This window comes from Mycolicibacterium neoaurum, assembly GCF_036946495.1.
Lineage (GTDB): Bacteria > Actinomycetota > Actinomycetes > Mycobacteriales > Mycobacteriaceae > Mycobacterium > Mycobacterium neoaurum_B.
This window is the reverse complement of record NZ_JAQIIX010000002.1, coordinates 32,155-53,935: the sequence shown is the minus strand read 5'-3', so window position 1 is coordinate 53,935 and position 21,781 is coordinate 32,155. Positions and strand designations below refer to the sequence as shown.

General features: G+C 68.4%; 9 protein-coding genes. 8 read left to right on the top strand and 1 reads right to left on the bottom strand.

Going from position 1 to position 21,781, the window contains the following annotated elements:
• Positions 1–78 precede the first annotated feature (78 nt).
• Entirely contained in the window at positions 79–1,737 is a 1,659-nt protein-coding gene (locus tag PGN27_RS05740) for a (2,3-dihydroxybenzoyl)adenylate synthase (RefSeq protein ID WP_335325293.1), read from the bottom strand.
• A gap of 101 nt (positions 1,738–1,838) precedes the next feature.
• Between PGN27_RS05740 and PGN27_RS05735 the strand changes: the two genes are divergently transcribed.
• The 8 genes from PGN27_RS05735 to PGN27_RS05700 all read left to right on the top strand — a co-directional run bounded on the left by PGN27_RS05735 (position 1,839) and on the right by PGN27_RS05700 (position 21,740).
• Positions 1,839–5,351, top strand: coding sequence for a non-ribosomal peptide synthetase (locus tag PGN27_RS05735; RefSeq protein ID WP_335325292.1), 3,513 nt, complete (start codon positions 1,839–1,841; stop codon positions 5,349–5,351).
• Positions 5,348–6,091 carry a thioesterase II family protein gene (locus PGN27_RS05730; RefSeq protein ID WP_335325291.1) on the top strand — a complete coding sequence of 248 codons (744 nt, stop codon included), beginning with the start codon at positions 5,348–5,350 and terminating at the stop codon, positions 6,089–6,091. The genes PGN27_RS05735 and PGN27_RS05730 overlap by 4 nt, the downstream gene beginning before the upstream one ends.
• A gap of 14 nt (positions 6,092–6,105) precedes the next feature.
• The gene (locus PGN27_RS05725) at positions 6,106–7,422 is read left to right on the top strand and encodes a beta-ketoacyl [acyl carrier protein] synthase domain-containing protein (protein ID WP_335325290.1); all 1,317 of its coding nucleotides are present in this window, start codon (positions 6,106–6,108) and stop codon (positions 7,420–7,422) included.
• On the top strand, positions 7,422–10,388 hold the full coding sequence (gene mbtD / locus PGN27_RS05720) for a mycobactin polyketide synthase MbtD (RefSeq protein ID WP_335325289.1): 2,967 nt from the start codon (positions 7,422–7,424) through the stop codon (positions 10,386–10,388). The genes PGN27_RS05725 and mbtD overlap by 1 nt, the downstream gene beginning before the upstream one ends.
• Positions 10,389–10,489: 101 nt before the next feature.
• Positions 10,490–15,847: a non-ribosomal peptide synthetase gene (locus PGN27_RS05715; RefSeq protein WP_335325288.1), complete on the top strand. Its 5,358-nt coding sequence runs from the start codon at positions 10,490–10,492 to the stop codon at positions 15,845–15,847.
• Between the two features lie 10 nt (positions 15,848–15,857).
• Positions 15,858–20,243, top strand: a complete 4,386-nt coding sequence (locus PGN27_RS05710) for a non-ribosomal peptide synthetase (protein WP_335325287.1) — start codon at positions 15,858–15,860, stop codon at positions 20,241–20,243.
• On the top strand, positions 20,240–21,553 hold the full coding sequence (gene mbtG, locus PGN27_RS05705; RefSeq protein WP_335325286.1) for an NADPH-dependent L-lysine N(6)-monooxygenase MbtG: 1,314 nt from the start codon (positions 20,240–20,242) through the stop codon (positions 21,551–21,553). Before PGN27_RS05710 ends, mbtG begins: the two co-directional genes overlap by 4 nt.
• The gene (locus PGN27_RS05700; RefSeq protein WP_030133618.1) at positions 21,531–21,740 is read left to right on the top strand and encodes an MbtH family protein; all 210 of its coding nucleotides are present in this window, start codon (positions 21,531–21,533) and stop codon (positions 21,738–21,740) included. Before mbtG ends, PGN27_RS05700 begins: the two co-directional genes overlap by 23 nt.
• Positions 21,741–21,781: the final 41 nt, after the last annotated feature.

The following is a 21,781-nucleotide window of genomic DNA, read 5'->3' as shown; positions in this document are numbered from 1 at the left end:
TGACTCCATGGCTGGCTACCCTGTGTGCTGCCGGGCACATCGTCCTTCGGAAAACCAACTGCGCCAGCACATTGCTGGTCACGAAGCGCTCAATTGCGCGATGATCTGCTTCTTGTCCACTTTGCCCACGGCGGTCTTGGGCAGGGTCGGAAGCGCGGCGAGCATGTCCGGTTTGGTGTGGGCGGAAACCCCGCGGGAGTCCAGAAAGCTGTTCAGTTCGGCAAGTGTGATCGGCGCGCCCGCAAAAACCACGGCGGCGCAGATCTTTTCACCGAGGTATTCGTCGGGCATCGCGACGGCGGCCGCGGCGTAGATCCCGGGATGGGCGAAGAGGTGCTCCTCGAGGTCGGATGCGGACACCGTCTCACCGCCACGGTGGATGACGTCCTTGATGCGGCCGGTCACCTCGACGTAGCCGGCCTTGGGCCCCTCGGTGAAAATGCGGACCCGGTCCCCGGAGCGGTAGAACCCGTCGGGACTGAATGAGCGGGCGTTGGCCTCGTCGGCGCGGTAGTAACCGTTGATGGTGTACGGACCGCGCACCAGCAACTCGCCCTCGTCACCCGGGGCTACATCGACGCCGAATTCGTCGACGACGCGCATCTCGTCATGGGGCGACATCGGCCTGCCCTGGGTGTGCAGCAGCACCTCGACCGGATCGCCGGGGCGGGTGAAGTTCAGCATGCCCTCGGCCATACCGAAGATCTGGCTCAGGCCGGGTGTCAAATTGTCCAGGATGAACTTCGCCTCCTCGGCCGTCATGCGGGAACCGCCGACCTGCACGACCCGCAGCGATGTGGGCAGCACGGGCTCCCAGTCGCAGGCCTGCGCCCATACCTTGGCCAGCGCGTTGACCAGGCCGGTGACGGTGACCTGATGCTCATTGATCAAAGCAAAGGCGTTCTCCGGGCTGGCGTCGGTGGTGAAGACGGTGGTGGCTCCGACCGTCATGGCGCCGAGCAGCCCCGGACAGGCGAGCGGGAAATTGTGCCCGGCGGGCAAGGCGACCAGATAGGTGTCCGCGCTGGTCATGGCGTAGGCCTGTGCCGACGCGATGGCGGTGTAGACGTAGTCGTCATGGGTCCGCGCGATCAGCTTGGGTAATCCGGTGGTGCCGCCGGAGACCAGCAGCAGCGCGGGCCGGGACGGGTCGACCTGCACCCGGTGAGCAGTGCCCGGCCGCGGACCGGGTTCGGTCAGGGAAGCGAACGACAGGTACGGGCCAGGATTGCCGTCGACGATCACGTGCTGCAGCGCCGGGTGCTCGGCTTGCAGCGCCGCCGCCATCTCGCGGAAGTCGAAACCGCCTGCGGTATCGGGGATTATCAGCCCGACTGCACCACTGACCTCGGCGAAGTGGCCCAGCTCGGCGGCGCGGTGGCCGGAAAGGCACATGACCGGGACGACTCCGGCGCGCAGCAGGCCGAACAGTGCGACGGCGAACTGGGTGGTGTTGAGCAGCTGCAGCAGCACCCGGTCACCGGGTCGGAGCCCGAGTTCGCCGATCCGGAAGGCCACCAGATCGGCGATGCTGTCCAGCTCGGCGAAGGTGTAGCTGCGTTTCGTATCGACGACGGCACGGGCGTCCGGCCATCGTGCGGCGGCGTCGGTCAGGATCGAGTCCAGCGGTGCGCCGGTCCAATAGCCGGCGTCGCGATAAACGGCGGCGCGATCGGCCGGAAACGCCACGAAACCATCGGTCAGATCGTCGCGTTCCTTGGGAAAAACCGTGCTCATGCTGGATAAACCCTGCCTCTGGGTAGGTGCGATGCCGATACGAATATAGGGTAGCCTCACTGCAGTTAGGGAAGCCTGTACTAAATTTTCGGAGGCACGGCGTGGCGGTCGCTGGGACCACAGCAGAAACGGTTCGGGTCGAGGTGGCCGAACTTCTCGGAATCGCAGCCGAATCGCTGGATCCGAATGCCGATCTCATCGCCTCCGGGCTCGACTCCATTCGGATGATGTCGCTGTCGGGGCGTTGGCGTAAGCAGGGTATCGAGGTGGGGTTCGCCGCGCTGGCCGCCAATCCCACGGTGGCCGCGTGGCAGGACCTCGTCGCCCAGCACGCGCCCGCGGCACCCGCCGCCGATCCCGGTACCGCAGCCGGTCCGGCTGCCGCTGACGACCCCGACGCACCGTTTTCGCTTGCGCCGATCGCCCACGCGATGTGGGTCGGCCGCCACGGCGAACAGGAACTGGGCGGGGTGGCCGCGCACCTGTACGTCGAATTCGACGGCATGGGAGTCGATCCCGAGCGGCTGCAGCGCGCGGCGACGAAACTTGTTGCCCGCCATCCCATGCTGCGCCAAGAGATCCTGCCCGACGGCACCCAGCGGATCGGTGATCGTGGTCTCCCGGTCACCGTGTACGACCTGCGCGACGCGGCCGATGCGGACGAACGCCTGGAGCGTATCCGCGACGACAAGTCCCATCAGCTGCTCGACGACGAGGTGCTGCAGATCGCGCTGTCCCTGCTGCCCGGCGGAAAGGCCCGGCTGCACGTGGACATGGACATGCAGGCCGCCGATGCGGTGAGCTACCGCAACTTCATGGCCGACCTGGCCGCGTTCTACCGCGGTGCCGACCTGCCCGAGCTCGGCTACACCTACCGCGAGTACCGCAACCGGTTGGTCGCGTCCACCCCGCCGCCCTCGGAAGCCGACCGGCAGTGGTGGGCGGAACGCATCCCGGATCTTCCCGAACCACCAGCCCTACCGTTGGTACCGCGCGATCAGCAGGACAACCCGTTGCGCAGCATCAGGTTGTGGCACATATTCGACGTGCCGACCCGGGACGCGCTGTACGCCAACGCACACAAACGCGGCATCACCCCGGCGATGGCCGTGGCCGCGGCCTATTCGAATGCCCTGGCCCGCTGGTCCACCGACTCGCGCTTCCTGCTGAACCTGCCGATGTTCGGCCGTGAGCCCTACCACCCGGATGTCGACAAGCTGGTCGGCTGCTTCACCTCGTCGCTGATGCTCGATATCGACCTGGGGTCGGCGTCGACTCCGGCGGCCCGCGCGCGCGCCGTGCAGGAGGTCCTGCACACCACCGCCGCGCACTCGTCGGTATCGGGACTCGACGTGCTGCGCGATATGAGCCGCCACCGCGGCACCCAGACGCTGGCGACCATCGTCTACACCAGCGCGCTCGGACTCGGCGACCTGTTCGCCGGCGATGTCACCGACCAATTCGGCGAGCCCGTCTGGACCATCTCCCAGGGTCCGCAGGTCCTCATCGATGCGCAGGCCACCCCGCTGGCCGATGGACTGATGATCAACTGGGACGTCCGCGTCGAGGCCTTCCCGCCGGGAGTGCCGGAGGCGATGTTCGCCTACGAGGTGGCCGAGCTGGCGCGACTGGCCGCCGACGACGCGGCCTGGGACGAACCCGATCCACCCGCGCTGAGCGAACAGTCGCGCACCGTGCGTGCCGCCGTCAACTCCCGCACCGCGCCACCCAGCGGCGACAACCTGGTCGACGGCTTCTTCCGCAATGCCGAAGCGACACCGGAGGCCACGGCGCTGATCGCCTCCGGCGGAAGCCTGACCTACGGTCAACTCCGCGACCGGGTCGTCGCGGTGGCCGGGTCGCTGCAGGCTCGCGGTGTGGGTCGTGGCGATATCGTCGCGGTGCTGGGACCCAAGGGTGCCGAACAGATCCCCGCCCTGCTCGGCATCCTGACCGCCGGGGCGGCCTACCTGCCGATCGGCATCGACCAACCCGCCGACCGCGCCATCCGCATCCTGGATACCGCGGGAGTCGCCTTTGCGCTGGTCTGCGGGAACGAGGTGCCCGCAATCCTCGCCGAGACCGACCTGCCGTACCTGACGGTCGCCCAAGCCTGCACCGCCGCAGCCGCATTCGAGGCCGTCGACGGCTCGCTCGACGATCTGGCCTATGTGCTGTTCACGTCCGGTTCGACCGGGGAACCCAAGGGCGTCGAACTGACCCACGACGCCGTGATGAACACGCTGGAATTTCTCTACCGTCACTTCGACATCGGTGCCGACGCCCGCGCACTGGCGCTCTCGCACCTGGAATCGGATATGTCGGTTCCCGATGTGTTCGGCACCTTGCGTGTCGGCGGCGCCATCGTGATGGTCGATGAGGAGTACCGCCGCGATCCGGACACCTGGGCGCGGTTGATCGCCGAACACAAGGTGTCGGTGGTGAACTTCCTACCGGGGTGGCTGCAGATGCTCACCGAGGTTCCCGGTGACCTGTCCTCCCTGCGGGTGGTACTCGCCGGCGGTGACTGGGTGCGCCCGGACATGGTGCGCGCCCTGCGCGCGCGGGCACCGCGGATGCGCTTCGCCGGTCTGGGTGGCGCCACCGAGACCGCCGTGCACGGCACCATCTTCGAGATCGGGCCGGATGCGGCAGACGATCTGGGCCTGCCCGCCAAAGCCGCCGCGGTGCCCTACGGTGTGCCGTTCGACAACAACGCATGCCGGGTGGTGAGCCCGTCCGGCGCCGACTGCCCCGACTGGGTGCCGGGCGAACTGTGGTTCGCCGGACGCGGCATCGCCCGCGGCTACCGCGGCCGCCCCGACCTGACCGCCGAGAAGTTCGTCGAATACGACGGCCGGACCTGGTACCGCACAGGCGATCTGGCCCGATACTTGCCCGACGGCACGCTGGAGTTCATCGGCCGCACCGATCACCGGGTCAAGCTCAGCGGCTACCGCATCGAACTCGGTGAGGTCGAGGCCGCTCTGACCCGTGTTCCCGGTGTGGCCGCGGCGGTCGCCGCGGTGGTCGCACCATCGGGTGGGGCTGACCGACGCGCAGGCGATGTGCTCGGCGCGCTGGTGCGCCTGGAGGATCCGACCCTGGGGGCCGATGCCATCGCCTCGGCGCTGGCCGATCTGGTTCCCGCGCACATGATTCCGCAGTTGATCGTGACCTGCGACCGGATCCCCTACACGATCGGGGGCAAGATCGATCGCAAGGCCGTCGTGCTGCGGCTGGCCGAGGCCGAACTGCCCGCAGAACGTGGCTACCGCGCACCGACCGGCGCGCTGGAGACCGCGGTGGCCCGCATCATGGGCGAGCTACTCGGCCGCGACACCATCGGAGTCGATGACGACTTCTTCGGTCTCGGTGGAGATTCGGTGATGGCGACGCAGGTGGTGGCGCATGTGCGCGACTGGCTGGATACGCCCACCATCATGGTGCCGGACATCTTCGCCACCCGGACCGTTGCCGCGCTGGCGCGGAGACTGACCGAACGCGAGCCGAACGCCGACCGCCTGGAGCTGGTGGCCCAGCTGTACCTTGAGGTCGCCGACATGGACGACGCCGCCGTCCAGTCCGAGTTGCACACCGCGGGACTGGCGTGAGGACCCCCGGTCTGACGTTCGCGCCGTGGATCAAACGGTATCCGGCGGCCACGGCCGGGGCGGCTGCCACGCTGGTCTTCCCGCATGCCGGCGGGGCTGCGCTGGCCTACCGATCCTTCGGTACCGCACTGGCCGCCGCCGGATCGGATGCCTATGTGCTGCAGTACCCCCGACGTGGGGAGCGTCTGACCCATCCGGCGCACGCCACGGTGGGGGAGTTGGCCACAGACCTCTTCACAGCGGGTGATTGGGCGGGCCTCGGACCGCTGCGGTTGTTCGGGCACTGCATGGGTGCGGTGGTGGCCTTCGAGTTCGCCAGGGTGGCCGAACAGCGCGGCGTCACGGTCGACGCACTGTGGGTGTCGGCCAGTGAGGCACCGTCGGCGGTGGCCGACGCCCCGGACCTGCCGATGGCGGAGAACGAGATCCTGGCCGAGATGGTCGATCTGGGCGGCACCGACCCGCAACTGCTCGCCGACGACGATTTCGTGGAACTGTTGCTGATGGCGGTGCGCGCCGACTACGCCGCCTTCAACCGGTACGACTGCGCAGACGATATCCGCATCGCCGCCGATATCCACACCCTCGGCGGCGAGCACGACCACCGCATCGACGAGGACATGCTTCGGCGCTGGCAAGCCCACAGCAGTGGGGCCTTCACGGTCTCGATGTTCGACGGTGGCCACTTCTACCTCCACGAGCACGCGGCCGACGTCGCCGACCTCGTGAATGCGCTGTGAGATGAGCACGTGTGATGAGCGCTGAGAAAAGCGATCCGGTGGTGATCATCGGGATGGCCGTGGAGGCTCCCGGTGGGGTCGACTCGTGCGACAGCTACTGGGATCTGCTGGCCCAGGGTCGGGAGGCGCTGACACCGTTCCCGGACGACCGGGGCTGGTCAATCGCCGAGCTGTTGGACGGATCGCGCCGCGACGGTTTCAAGAAGATCAACGACCTCGGTGGTTTCCTCACCAGCGCAGCCGATTTCGATCCCACCTTCTTCGGCATCTCGCCGCGGGAGGCCACCGCCATGGATCCCCAGCAGCGGGTGGCGCTACGGCTGGCCTGGCGCGCGGTCGAACACAGCGGGATCAACCCCGACGATCTTGCCGGGCAGGAGGTGGGCTGCTACATCGGTGCCTCGGCGCTGGAGTACGGACCCGACCTGAGCGAATACTCCCAGCACAGTGGGCATCTGATCACCGGAACCTCCCTCGGCGTCATCTCCGGCCGGATCGCCTACACCCTGGATCTGGCCGGGCCGGCGTTGACCGTGGACACCTCGTGCTCCTCGGCCCTGGCGGCCCTGCATACCGCCGCGGCAGCCATCCGCAACGGCGACTGCGATATGGCGCTGACAGGTGGGGTCTGCGTGATGGGAAGCCCGGGATACTTCGTCGAATTCTCCAAACAACACGCACTGTCCGACGACGGGCACTGCCGGCCCTACAGCAGCGCGGCCAGTGGGACGGTGTGGGCCGAGGGGGCGGGAATCTTCCTGTTGGCGCGCCGGTCCGCGGCGCTGCGCGACGGTCGCCGCGTACTGGCCGAGGTGCTGGCGACCGGCATCAACTCCGACGGGCGCACGGTGGGCTTGACTGCTCCGAGCGGTGACGCGCAGCGGCGGTTGTTCGCGAGCGCACTGCGGCGAGCGGATGTGCGTCCCGAGGACGTCGGCATGGTCGAAGGACACGGCACCGCAACCCGACTCGGCGACCGCACCGAGTTGCGTGCGCTGGCCGACACCTACGGTGACACCACCCGCGCGGGTGGCGGAGCGTTGCTCGGCTCGGTGAAATCGAATATCGGGCACACCCAGGCCGCAGCGGGCGCACTCGGGTTGGCCAAGGTGATCCTCGCCGCCCAGCGAGGTGCTGTTCCGGCCAGCCTGCACACCGCACATCCCAGCCGGGAGGTCGGCTGGGATGCCCAGGGCCTACGACTGGCCACCGCGCTCACCGAATGGCCCGCGCGCCACGGTCGGCGGATCGCCGCGGTGTCGGCATTCGGCATGAGCGGCACCAACACCCACACCATCGTGGCCGTACCCGATGACGGCGAGGCCGCCTGATGGCCGTGTCGAACTCTCATACGGGCACCGCACTACCGGATGGCCGGACCCCGGTATTGCTGAGCGCGCATGCCGAGGGCCTGATCGGTGCCGATGCCGCCGCCATCGCCGGCTACCTGCAGCGCAGGCCGGCGATGGCCGATGTGGCCCGGGTGTCTGCGACGCTGCTGCGCACCCGTCGGGTTCGCAGGCACCGCACCCTGATCCGCGCCGCCGATATCGGCGAACTCACCGACGCGCTGCGGGCAGTGGCGGCCGGCAACGAGCACCCGCTGGTCACCCACGCCGACCGAAACGACACCGGCCGCATCGCCTTCGTCTTCCCCGGTCAGGGCAGCCAGTGGCCGTCGATGGGTGTGCAGGCATACGCCGAACTACCCGGCTACGCCGCTGAAGTCGACCGCTGCGCAGCCGCGTTCGGCGCAGCCGGCCACGCCTCGCCGCTCGACTATCTGATGGCCGAGCCCGGCGCCCGCACCAACGATTTCAGCCAGGTGCAGATCCAGGGCGCCCAGTTCGTGCACGGTGTCGCGCTGGCCAGGGTGTGGCAATCGATGGGGGTCACACCGGATCTCACCGTGGGTCACAGCCTCGGCGAGATCGGCGCCGCCTATATCGCCGGAACCGTCACGCTCGCCGACGCGGTGGCCATCGTGCACGCCAGGGCGACCCTGCTGGACCGACTGACCGGCCCCTATCGGGTAGCGGTGCTCGGCGTCGGACCGGACCGGGCGCAGGCCGAGATCGACGCCACCCCGGGCTGGCTGGAACTGTCGGTCGTCAACTCTGACTCCTCGGTGGCGGTCTCCGGCGACACCGACGCCGTGGCGGCGGTCGTCGGCCGCCTGACCGCGGAGGGGGTGTTCGCCCGCGAGATCGAGATGTGGTTTCCTGCACACACTACCAAGCTCGACCCGCTGCGCGATGAACTCGAAAACCTGCTCCCGGCAGGAAAATTCGAGGAAGGAGCGATTCCGTTCATCGGATCGGCGACGGCACGGACCGTCGAAGCGGGCACCGACTTCGCCGAGTACTGGTACACCAACCTGCGCAGCACGGTCCGCTTCGCCGATGCGATCCGATCCACCACGCAGTCCGGCGTCGGCACCTTCATCGAGATGTCGGCCCATCCGGCGTTGCTCTTCGCGATCGGCGACACCCTCGACGGGATCGGGACCGGGAATGCACAGGTGCTCGGCACCGGTCGCCGCGACGAACCGCTCGTCGACCGGCTGGCCGCCAACCTCGGTGCGGTGGCGATCTGCGACCCCGACTATGGCTGGCCGGATCTGCTCCCCGGAAAGCCTGACCTGCTGCCGGATTTCCCGTTCGCGCCGATGCAGGCCCGACATCACTGGGCCACTCCGGATCCGTTGCCGCCAGTACCCGGCATGAAGGTGCTCTCCGAGACCTGGGAGCGGGAGCCGGCCCGGCCGGGCCGCGTCCGGCCCGCGACGGTGGTCGATTTCGGGGATGCCCCCGACCTCGCCGCCGCACTGCGAAAATGCTTGCCGCAGTGCGATACCGAGGACGTCGACCTGCTCATCGTGCTTGCCCCGGCCTGCGATCAGCTCGATGCCGCCACGGCGGGAAGCGAACTGGCCGCCCGTGTGGACGGCGGCCTGCTGCGCTACGCCGACGACACTGGACCGCGGATACGCGATATCTGGCTTGTCACCGTCGGCGGCGAGCAAACCCGCGCGGGCGAACCGGGCCCGTTGCCCGCCCAGGCCGCGCTGGCGGCCATGCACCGCAGCATCGGATGGGAGAATCCCGACCTCGGGTTCGGGCACCTGGACCTGCCGTCCTGGCAACCCGATGCCGCAACCGCCGCACTCGCTGTCGACGTCCTGCTGGGCGCCCCGGCCGAATTCGCGGTACGCGACACGGAGAACGGACCGATACTGCTGCGGCGCAGCATGATCGGAGCCGCACCGCGGACGTCTCCTCGCGATGCCGGTCCGACACGAGATAGGCCCCCGACGTTCGACGAGGTCGTCATCACCGGGGGCTCGGGCTCAGTCGGCATGCAGTTCCTGCACCACCTGGCCGCCCGCGGGGCGCGGCGCATCGTGCTGCTCGGTCGCACCCCGGTCGAGGCGCCACGCATCGACGGGGTCGAGGTTCTGGCCCCGCGCTGCGATATCACCGATGCCGGGGCGCTCACCGCGGTCGCGGCCGAGTTCGGCGGCGGCGGAGCCACATTGCTGATCCATGCCGCCGGGGCTGCACGCATCGCCGACCACCGCGACCTCACCGGCGCCGATATCGAGGCGACGCTGGCGGCGAAGGTGACCGGGCTGGCCAATATCGCCAGGATCTGGCCGATGCGCGCCGACGCCCGTATCATCGTCTGCTCATCGGTGTCGGGACTGTGGGGCGGCGCCGGCCACGCTGCCTACGCGGCTGCCAACCGGCTCGCCGATGTGCTGACCGTGCAATTGCGGGCCGAGGGTAGGCATGCCACCGCGGTGCGGTGGGGCCTGTGGCCGGGCCGCGGGATCATCGACGCAGCGGATATCGCGCGGGTGCAACGATCCGGCTTGCTTCCGATGGACGCCGACCGGGCCATCGAAACGGTGTTGCGCGATATCGCCGACGACCCGCTGGTGTTCACCGCGGACACCGAACGCTTGCATCGGTTCCTCGGCGTCTCCGACCAGGGTCCGGAGGCGACAGGCCACGTGGACGACGGCATTGCCGACCCATCGGTGGCGGGCCTGGACGCGGCAGGTGTGCTTCGGGTGGCGCTCACCGCGGTGCTCAAGTTGCCCGATGAGATCACCCCCGACCCTTCGGCCTCCCTACTCGACCTGGGCGTCGACTCCCTCTTGGCGCTCGACCTACGGAAGAAGCTAAAGAACGCCGCCGGCGCGAATGTGCCGCTGGCCGCGATACTCGGCGGCGCGACCGTCGCCGAGGTCATCGAGCACATGCAACGATCGACAGAAGGCACGCCGCAGTGACTGATACCACGACTCCACCAACCCCGTCGCTTCGCTCACCCGGGGCGCCAACCCCGTCGCTTCGCTCGCCCGGGGAGGTCACCGATCCGCGCCTGGAACTCATGCGTCGCAAGCTCGCCGAACGCGGACTGGCCAGCGCGCCGACGCAACCGGTGCAGAGCGGACTGTCCGACGGGCAGCGCCGGATGTGGTTCGTCCAGGCCGTCGACCCGACCGGAGTGCTGCTCAACATCAGCCTGTCCTACCGGCTGACCGGTGCACTGGACGCCGACCGGCTGCATACCGCCCTGCAGTCCGTCGCGCGGCGGCATCCGTTGTTGCGCACCACCTACAACGCCGATGCCGACGGTGAACCACAGGAGACCCTGCACGAGGATCTGCGGCCGGGCTGGGCGTTCCACGACCTGTCGGAGATGTCCGAGCGTGCCCGCGGGTTGCGGCTGGAGGTGTTGGCCCAACGCGAGTTCGGCACCGCCTTCGACCTGACCACGGACTCACCGCTACGCATCACGCTGGTGCGCCTGCGCGCCGACGAGCACGTGATGCTGCTGGTCGCCCACCACATCGCCTGGGACGACGGTTGCTGGCGCATCTTCTTCGCCGACCTCACCCGCGCCTACGAAGGCGCCGCGCTCGACCCCGCACCGTCGGTGGCGGCCGCCGCCACTGGCGACGATGCCGAGGACCTGGACTACTGGCGTCAGGTGATGGCGCAACCCCCCGAGCCACTGGAGCTTCCGGGGCCGACCGGTTCGGCGGTGCCGACGGTGTTCCGCTCCCAGCGCAGCACCATCACCCTCGCGCCGGCGACCGTGGCGAAGGTCACCGAGTTGGCTCGCGATTCGGGCTCGACCCCGTACATGGTGCTGCTGGCCGCATTCGGCGCCCTGATCCATCGCTACACCCACACCGATGACTTCCTGGTCGCAACGCCAGTGCTGAACCGCGGCTCCGAGGACGCGCTGGGCTACTACGGCAATACCGTCGTCATGCGTCTGCGTCCGCAGGCTCGCAACGGATTCCGCGATCTGCTGGCGGCAACGCGGGACACCGCGCTCGGTGCCTTCGCCCACCAACGCATCAACCTCGACCGCGTGGTCGCCGAGATCAATCCCGACCGACGCCACGGCGCCGAACGGATGACCCGCATCAGCTTCGGGTTCCGAGAACCGGACGGTGGCGGGTTCCGGCCCGACGGTGTGCATTGCGTGCGCGGTGAACTGCGCGGCCACGTGACCCAGCTGCCGTTGGGCTTCATGGTCGAATGGGACGGTCGCGAAAACGGCACCGTCACCGTCGAAGCCGAGCACCTCACCGAGATCATCAGCGCCGACCTCGCGACCAGGATGCTCGATTCCTTTTCCGTACTGCTCGACGACGCGCTGACCGATCCTGACCGTCCGCTTGCCCGACTGGATGTGCTCTCACACGCCGACGCCGAATGGTTGCGCGCCGTGTCGACCGGTGAGCACTTCGAGACGCCGGCGATGACCCTGACCCAGGCGGTCGAGAACCAGGCGGCCGCCACCCCGGACAACATCGCCGTCGTCTACGAGGGTCGGCACTACACCTACCGGGAGATCAACGAGACCTCGAACCGACTGGCGCACTGGCTCATCGACCGGGGTATCGGCGCCGAGGATCGGGTGGCGGTCCTCATGGACAAGTCCCCGGAACTGGTCATCAGCGCGCTCGGCATCATCAAATCGGGGGCCGTCTACCTGCCGATCGACCCCGGCTATCCCGAGGATCGGCTGACCTACATCCTGGCCGACTCCGATCCCAAGGTCGTCCTGCGCGAACTCCCCGCGGAGCTGACCGATTGCCGCGATGACAATCCCACCGACACCGATCGGGTGCGTCCGCTGCGCCCGGAGAACACCGCCTACCTGATCTACACCTCGGGGTCGACCGGCCTGCCCAAGGGCGTACCGGTCCCACACCGCCCCGTCGCCGAGTACTTCGCCTGGTTCGGCGACGAGTATCAGGTGACCGAGGCCGACCGGTTGCTGCAAGTGGCATCCCAGGGGTTCGACGTGTCGATCGGAGAGATCTTCGGCATGCTCGCCGCCGGTGCCCGGCTGGTCATTCCCAAACCGGACGGACTCACCGATATCGGCTACCTGACCGATCTCCTGCGCGACGAGGGCGTCACCTCGATGCACTTCGTGCCCTCGCTGCTGGGGCTGTTCCTCTCCCTGCCCGGCGTGAACGAATGGCGCACCCTGCAACGGGTCCCGATCGGCGGCGAGGCGTTACCCGGCGAGGTCGCCGACAAGTTCCACGCCATGTTCGACGCGCTGCTGCACAACTTCTACGGTCCCACCGAGACCGTGATCAACTGCTCCCGGTACAAGGTCGAAGGTAAACAGGGATCGCGGATCGTGCCCATCGGCACCCCGAAGATCAACACCACCATCCACCTGCTCGATGATCACCTGCAACCGGTTCCCGTCGGGGTGATCGGTGAGATCTACATCGGTGGAACGCATGTCGCGCACGGCTACCACCACCGCTGGGGACTGACGGCCGAACGTTTCGTGGCCGACCCGTTCAACCCCGGCCGACGGATGTACCGATCTGGTGATCTGGCCCGCCGCAATGCCGACGGGGATATCGAATTCGTCGGTCGCGCCGACGAGCAGGTCAAGATCCGCGGATTCCGCATCGAGCTCGGTGAGGTCGCGGCTGCGATCTCGGTCGACCCGTCGGTCGGGCAGGCCGTTGTCATCGCCGCCGACGTTCCCGGGTTGGGCAAGAGTCTGCTCGCCTACGTGACCCCGGCCGCCGACGGCGCCACCGTGGAGATCGACCGTATTCGCAGCCGCGTCGCGGCGGCCCTGCCGGAGTACATGATCCCCGCCGCCTATGTGGAGGTCGGCGAAATTCCGATCACCGCGCACGGCAAGATCGACCGCAGAGCCCTTCCCGAGCCCGAGATCTCGGCGGCCACCGCCTTCCGCGAGCCCGAGACCGACACCGAACGGCAGGTCGCCGGCCTGTTCGGTGAGCTGCTCGGCCGCGATCAGGTCGGTGCCGACGACTCGTTCTTCGAATTGGGCGGACACTCGCTGCTGGCCACCAAGCTGGTCGCCGCCGTGCGGTCACGTTGCCGGGTCGACATCGGTGTCCAAGAGATCTTCGAGCTGGCCACCGTCGGCGCCATTGCCGCCCGTATCGACACCGTCATCGCCGCCGGCGGCGGTTCGGATCGCCCGCCTATGGTGGCGGTGCCACGCGGGGGGCCGCTGCAGATGTCGGCCGCTCAGCTGCGCCAATGGTTCCAGTTCCGTATCGACGGTCCCAACCCGGTCAACAACATCCCCTTCGCCGCCAGGCTCACCGGCCCCACCGACCCGGCAGCCTTCGTCGCCGCCATCAACGACGTGGTCGCCAGGCACGAGATCCTGCGCACCACCTATCGCGAGATCGACGGTGCGCCTTACCAGATCGTGAACCCGGTGGCTGACGTCCCGGTGCGCCGGGCGCGCGGTGACGGGGAGGAGTGGCTGCAGTCCGAGCTGACCGCCGAGCGCCGATACTGCTTCGACCTGGAGAACGACCCGCCGCTGCGTGCAGCCGTGCTCAGCACCGGTGACGCTCACGTGCTGTCGCTGGTGGTGCATCACATCGCCGCCGATCACTGGTCGGCAGGCGTGTTGTTCACCGACGTGTTGACCGCTTACCGGGCCCGCACCGCCGGGCAGACACCGGATTTCGCGCCGCTGCCGGTTCAGTACGCCGACTACGCGGCCTGGCAGGCCCAGCTGCTCGGTGGCCAGACCCCCAGCATCGAGGCCCAGCGCGACTACTGGGTCGAACAACTGGCCGGGCTGCCCGAGGAGAACGGGTTGCGCCCCGACTTCCCGCGGCCACCGGTACCCGATGGCGAGGGCGGCGCACTGCCGTTCACCATCGACACCGACACTCGCGCCAAGCTCACGGAGCTCACCAGGGAACTGGGCATCACGGAGTTCATGCTGCTGCAGGCCGCCGTCGCGGTCGCGCTGCACAAGGCCGGCGAGGGCATCGACATCCCGCTGGGCACCCCGGTGGCCGGCCGGACCGAACCCGAGCTCGACGGCCTGATCGGCTTCTTCATCAACATCCTGGTGCTGCGCAACAACTTGGACGGCAACCCGACCGTGCGCGAGGTGTTGCGCCGCGCCCGGGAGATGGCCCTCGGTGCCTACGCACACCAGGACCTGCCGTTCGACCGGGTGGTGGAGGCGGTGGCGCCGGTGCGCTCGCTGTCGCGCAACCCGCTGTTCGGTGTCGTCGTGCATGTCCGCGAAGAACTGCCCGCCGATCGGGTCATCGCCACCGGACCCGAAGGTGGCGGTGAAACTCGTTTCACCGCATTGGAACCGACGTTCGATGTCGCACACGCGGACCTGTCGCTGAACTTCTTCGCCGAGACGACAGCAGACGGTGCGCCGGCGGGATACCAGGGCACCGTCATCTACCGCACCGAGCTCTACCGGCCGGATACCGCGGCGCGCCTGATCAGCTGGCTGCGTCGGGTCATCGCGGCGTTTGCCGACAACCCCGATGCCACCCTGCGCGATATCACCATCGCCGGAGACGACCAGACCGTGACGCGGTTCAGCAGCGAGGTCGCGCCACGGACCGGGCTGCCGCAGACCGCAGGTGCGAACCGGGTTTTGGTACTCGACGAATGGTTGAGCCCGGCGGCCGTCGGTGTCGCCGGTGATCTCTACTACGCCGGCGGTGCCATCGACACCGCAGCCGCGGAGGCGCCTGCTGCCGCGGTATCCCGGTATCCGGCGAACCCGTTCGGCAACGGGTATCTCTATCGCACCGGCGATCGGGCACGTTGGACCGCCGAGGGGGAACTGCAGTACCTGGAGAGCGGCGATCCCGAGGTGCAGGCCGTCCTGGAGGCTATACCCGGGGTGGCCGCCGCGCTGACCAGGACCTGGCAGACCCGCAGCGGCCAGGTGCTCGCGGGATACGTGGTGTTATCGGACCCCAACGCCGAATTCGACCGCAGCGCACTGCCCGAGCGCCTTGCCGTGCTGCCGGTCACCGTGCTGGCGACGCTGGCCGACCCGCTGCCCCGACCTGTGGTCACCACCATCGCACCGAGCGAGCCCGCCCGCACCGACACCGAGCGTGTGTTGGCGGGCATGCTGACCGATCTGCTCTCCGCGTCCGAGGTCGGCCGACACGACGACTTCTTCAGTCTCGGTGGCGACAGCATCCTGGCGGTGCAACTGGCTGCGCGGGCCCGCGACGCCGGAGTGCCGTTGACGGCCAGGATGGTGTTCGAGCATCCGGTCCTGGCCGAGTTGTCCGCCGCCGTCGACGAGAAGTCACGGGAGGCAGGCGCTTGCGGAACCAACAGCGACACCCGCCACGCACCGATGGCCGCCTCCGGGCTGTCTCCCGATGAGCTTGCCGCCCTGACTGCGGGGTGGGGAAGCGAAAAGCCATGAGTGACAAGACATGAGTGATGCACCGGCCATCGTCGACGTGATGGCACTGAGCCCGCTGCAACAGGGGTTGTACTCGCTGTCCGGACTGACCGGCAGCGAAGCGGGAGCCGACCCGTACGTCATCGCGATGGCCGCCGACGTGTCCGGTGCCCTGGACGCCGAATTGCTGCGGTCATGCGCCGTGGCGATGTTGGAGCGCCATCCCAACATCCGGGTCAGCTTCTTCCAGGGAAACCTCAGCAGACCGGTCGCGGTGGTCCCTGCGGCCTTCGACCTGCCCTGGCAGCACGTGGTGGTCGCCGATGCCGACGAGGCCGCCGCGGTGGAACTACAGGCCCGCACGCGGCCGTTCGATCTGGCGCACGGACCGGCGATCCGGTTCGTACTGGCCGAACTGCCGGCGGCACAATGGCGATTCGTGGTTGTCGCCCATCACATCGTCATCGACGGCTGGTCGCTGCCGGTGTTCGTCGGTGAGCTCATGGCGCTCTACGGCGCCGCGGGTGACACCACCGTGCTGCCTCCGGCCCGACCGTACCGCGATTACATCGGCTGGCTGGCCGCACGGGACCCGGCGGCCAGCAGACAACGCTGGCACACTCATCTGGCCGGTCTCGACGGACCGACGATGCTGACCCCGGCGCTGTCCGGAGACACCGCCGGTGGGTTGCCCGAGCGCACCGAGGCCGAACTCGACGAGCAGGCCACCGAGCGCTTGTTCGAGGCCGCCCGCGCCCGTGGTGTCACCGTCAGCACGCTCTTCCAGATGGCATGGGCCACCATCCTTTCGGCTTTCACCGACCGCGACGACGTGGTGTTCGGGGTGACGGTGTCCGGGCGACCCGACGAACTGTCCGGTGTCGAGTCGATGGTGGGCCTGTTCATCAACACGGTCCCCCTGCGGATCCGCCTGAACGCCGGCGAGCGTGTCGGCCGGCAGTGCCTTGCGGTGCAGCGTCAAGCCGCCGAGCTACGCGAGCACAGCTACCTCAGTCACGCCGAACTGCGCAGTGCGGGCGGCATTGGCGAGCTGTACGACACCCTGCTGGTGTACGAGAACTTCCCGCCCGGTGGCGTGGTCGGTGGCGGCGATCTCGTGATGGGCGACGCGGTGATCCGGCCCGCGGCGCTGGAGAGCCTGTCGCATTTTCCGGTGACCATCGCCGCGCATCCGACGGACGGCCGTCTGACCGTGCTCGTCGAAACCACCGCCGATGCACTGGGTCTGCTCGACCCCGCGACCCTCGCCGCGCGGGTGCTGGCGGTGGTTCAGCGGCTGCTCACCGGTTGGGATCGTCCGCTGCGCGATATCGCCGTCACCCTCGACGGTGAGGTCGACGTGTCCGGATCCGAATCAGACTTCGTGCCTGCCGACGGCGGCATCCACGGTGTGATCTCCGCGGTCGCTGCCGAGCGGCCCGACGCGCCCGCCCTCAGCTGGGATTCCGGCAGCCTGACCTACCGTGAACTCGATACCGCCGCCGACCGTTTGGCCGCGGAACTGCAGCGCAGGGGAGTGGGCGCCGAGGTGCCCGTACCGATCCTGCTGGCCCGCGGACCCGACTACGTGGTGGCGATGCTCGCCGTGCTCAAGGCCGGTGGGGTGATCGTGCCGCTGGACCCGGGGATGCCGTCGCAACGCGTGCAGGAGATCATCTCTCAGACCGGTGCCGAACTCGTCGTCGACGATGCCCTGCTGGCAGGTGTGGGCGATCTCGCCGCCACCGCGGTCGCCGCGGCAGTCGGCCCCGATCAGGGCGCCTACATCATCTTCACCTCGGGTACCACCGGAAAACCCAAGGGCGTCATCGGAACCCACCACGCAGTTCTCGCCTACGGCGCGGACCACGCGACCCGGATGCTGCGCCCCGCGCGGGATCGGCTCGGTCGCGATCTGCGGATCGCGCACGCGTGGTCGTTCACCTTCGATGCGGCGTGGCAGCCACTGGTGGCGCTCTTCGAGGGACACTGCGTCCACATCATCAGCTCGTCCGTGCAACGCGATGCCGAGGCGCTGGTCGCCGAGATCGGCAGGTTCGGCGTCGACATGATCGACACCACCCCGTCGATGTTCAGCCAGCTGCGCGCCGCCGGCTTGCTGTCGACCGTGCCGTTGGCCGTGCTCGCCCTCGGCGGTGAGAACATCGACACCGCCGCGTGGCAGGGCATCCGCACCGAATGCGAGCGCACCGGGATGCGCGCGCACAACTGTTACGGGCCTACCGAGACCACCGTCGAGGCCGTGGTGGCCGCGATTGCTGACCACCCGCAACCGTGCATCGGCGGGCCGACCGCGACGAGCGCCGTCCATGTGCTGGACTCCTGGCTGCGGGCCGTTCCCGACGGAGTGGCCGGCGAGCTGTACCTCAGCGGTGCGCAGCTCACCCGCGGATATCTCGGTAGGCCAGGGGAAACCGCGGCCCGGTTCGTCGCCGACCCGGTACATCCTGGCGGGCGGATTTACCGCACCGGCGATGTGGTGCGCCGCCTACCGGGGTCGGGGGCGCTGCAGTATCTGGGGCGCAGCGATGACCAGGTCAAGATCCGCGGTTTCCGGGTGGAGCCCGGTGAGGTGGTGGCCGCGCTCTACCGCCACCCCGAGGTGCACCACGCCCATGTCGCGGTGCGCAGGCATCGCAGCGGTCCGCGGCTGACGGCGTATGTGGTGTCCGAGGTGGCCACCTCGGAACTGCGCAGGATGCTCACCGCGACGCTACCCAAGTACCTTGTCCCGCATCACATCATCGATGTCGATGAGATCCCGTTGACCGCCCACGGGAAGGTCGATGACCGGGCACTGGCCGCACTCGACGCCGATCGCGGTGTCGGGGTGGCTGCGGAGTTCGCCGCGCCGAGCACCGAGACGGAGATCGCGATCGCCGAGGTGCTCGGGGATCTGCTCGATGCCCGAGTGGTCGACGTCAACGCCGACTTCCTGGATCTGGGACTGGACAGCATCGTGGCGTTGTCGGTGGTGCAGGCGGTGCGCCGGCGCGGAATTCCGCTGCGGGCCAGGCTGATGCTGGAATGTGCGACCGTGCGTGAGCTGGCGAGCGCCGTCGACAGCGATATCGTCGGTGATCCGGTGGACACCGACGACACCGGAGTGATCCCGCTGTTGCCCGCGGCACACTGGCTGCTGGCGCACGGAGACGCCCGCCGACTGGCCCAGACCGAGGCGATCCGGCTGCCCGCCGAGGTCACCCGGGAGCGCCTGGAGCTGTTGCTGGGCAATGTGGTCGACGGTCACCAGGTGCTCCGATGCCGACTCGACCGGGCCACGATGAGTCTGGTCGAACAGCCGCGTGAGCGGGATCTGCTCACCGAGGCCCGGGTGACCGGTGATCTGGCAGCGGCCGTCGCCGAGCACACCGACTCCTCGATCCAGCGGCTCGATCCCGAAAGCGGAGTGTTGTTCGACGCGGTCTGGCTGCACCATGACAGCGGTGCCGAGGTCCTGGTGTTGACCGCGCATGTGCTGGCGATGGATCCCGCGTCCTGGCAGATCGTGCTGGGTGAACTGGAAACCGGTTGGCACGCATTGGCTGCCGATCACAATCCGGCGCCGGTCCGCGAGCACACCTCGCTGCGGCGTTGGTCGAGGCTGCTGGCCGAGCGCGCGTTGAAACTGGACACCTGCGATTTCTGGGAACGTCAGCTCGAGGGCCCCGATCCCGATCTGGGTGCCCGGAGGGTCTGTCCGGACACCGACCGGGCCGCCGACGCCGAGATCAGCATGGTCTTCGTCGGCAGGGCGCTCACCGCGCGGGTGCTGGCGGCTCCGGTCGGGGTGACCGAGGTGCTGGCGGCGGCGACCGCACGCATGATCACCGAATGGTGGCGCCAGCGCGAAACTGCCCAGGGCACACCGCTGTTGGCCATCGAGACCCACGGCAGAGCGGATATCGCCGTATCGGAAGGGCTGGCCGACGAGCACCGCCAGATCGACACCGGCGATACCGTCGGATTGCTCAGCGCCATCTACCCGGTGCGGTTGTCCTCTCGGGACGCCATCGGGGTGGCCGCCGAGCTGGCGGCCATACCCGGTGACGGGATCGACTATGCGCTGTTGCGATATCTGCGCACCGATACCGGTGAACGCCTCGGCGGCCACCGCGAACCGCAGGTGCTGCTGAACTATCTCGGCCGGCTGCGCCAGGTGCCCGGTCGATCGGCGCTCACGGTCGACCGGGCACTGCTCAACGAGGTATCCCGGATCCCCGAGCCGAATGTGGCCATCCGCCACGAGATCACGCTCAACGTGCTGATGGTCGAGAAGGACGGGGAGCCCGTGCTCGGAACCCAATGGCGCACACTGCCCGACATCTTCACCGCCGATGACGTCGCGACGCTGCAGGCGCTGTGGCAGGAAGCTCTGAACGAGGTGATCTCATGACCAAGACCCTTGCCGTCATCGGTGCCGGGGTGAAGGCCATCGCGGTGGCGGCCAAGGCCGCCGAGCTGCGGGCGATGGGTGTGCCCGCCCCCGAGGTGGTGGCGATCGAGCGCACCGCGGTGGCGGCCAACTGGCAGGCGGCCGGCGGCTGGACCGACGGCCAGCACCGGCTGGGCACGGGACCGGAGAAGGACATCGGTTTCCCGTATCAATCCGCACTCGTCGCGCGACGCAACGCTGAACTCGACGAGCGGATGATGCGGCACAGCTGGCAGTCCTATCTCGTCTCGACGGGGCAGTTCGCCGAATGGATCGACCGTGGCAGGCCGGCGCCGACGCACAAACGATGGAGTCAGTACCTGACGTGGGTGGCGAGCAATATCGGGATGCGGGTGCGCACCGGCGATGTGACCGAGATCGGGCTGCAGGACACCGACGACGCGATCCGTTGGGAGCTGGGCACCCGCGAGGGCGTCGTGCATGCCGACGCGCTGATGATCACCGGTCCAGGGCAGGCCGAGCGGTCTCTACTGCCGGGCAATCCGCGGGTGCTCTCGATCGCGCAGTTCTGGCACCGGGCCGCTCAGAACGAGCTCATCTCGGCCGATCGCGTCGCCGTCATCGGCGGAGGCGAGACGGCAGGCACCATGCTCGACGAGCTTTTCCGGCACCGGGTTTCGACCATCACGGTGATCTCACCGCAGGTCACGCTGTTCACCCGCGGTGAGGGCTTCTTCGAGAACTCGCTGTACTCCGATCCGATCCACTGGGCCGGGCTGACACCTGCCGAGAAACGCGATGCGATGAACCGCACCGACCGGGGGGTGTTCTCGGTGCGGGTGCAGGACGCGCTGTTGGCCGATGACAGGATCCGGCACCTGCGCGGACGAGTCGCGCATGCCGTCGCCCGCGACGAGCGGATCCGCCTCACCTTGCAGACCGACCGCGGCGGCGAGCGACTGGAGACGGTGCACGGTTTCGACCTGGTCATCGACGGGTCCGGCGCCAACGCCATGTGGTTCGTCCCGCTGCTGCGACAGGAGGCGCTCGACGTGTTGGAGCTCGGACTGGGCGGACCGCTGACACCCGACAGCATCGCCGAGGCCATCGGTTATGACCTGTCGGTCGACGATGTCGACCCGAAGTTGTTCCTGCCCGGACTCGCCGGGTTGACCCAGGGCCCCGGATTCCCCAACCTCAGCTGCCTGGGCCGGTTATCCGACCGGGTACTGGGATCCGACCTTTTCGCCACCCCCGCAGCACAGACCGACAACAGGAGGAAAGCCCATGAGCAACAATCCATTCGATGACGAGGACGGCGTCTTCTTCGTGCTGATCAACGACGAAGAGCAGTACAGCCTCTGGCCGACGTTCGCCGATGTGCCCGCGGGCTGGCGGGTGGTGTTCGGGGAGAGCACCCGCGCCGACTGCCTGGCCTATGTCGAGGAGAACTGGAACGACCTGCGGCCCAAGAGCCTGCGCGACGCCATGTCCTGACGGTCACCTTTCTCCCGCGAAGAGACGCATGTACCCCCGCA

Coding starts and splice junctions, on each gene's coding strand:
- PGN27_RS05740 (WP_335325293.1), bottom strand. CDS start 1,737: ATGAGCACGGTTTTTCCCAAGGAACGCGACGATCTGACCGATGGTTTC.
- PGN27_RS05725 (WP_335325290.1), top strand. CDS start 6,106: ATGAGCGCTGAGAAAAGCGATCCGGTGGTGATCATCGGGATGGCCGTG.
- mbtD (WP_335325289.1), top strand. CDS start 7,422: ATGGCCGTGTCGAACTCTCATACGGGCACCGCACTACCGGATGGCCGG.
- PGN27_RS05715 (WP_335325288.1), top strand. CDS start 10,490: ATGCGTCGCAAGCTCGCCGAACGCGGACTGGCCAGCGCGCCGACGCAA.
- PGN27_RS05710 (WP_335325287.1), top strand. CDS start 15,858: ATGAGTGATGCACCGGCCATCGTCGACGTGATGGCACTGAGCCCGCTG.
- mbtG (WP_335325286.1), top strand. CDS start 20,240: ATGACCAAGACCCTTGCCGTCATCGGTGCCGGGGTGAAGGCCATCGCG.
- PGN27_RS05700 (WP_030133618.1), top strand. CDS start 21,531: ATGAGCAACAATCCATTCGATGACGAGGACGGCGTCTTCTTCGTGCTG.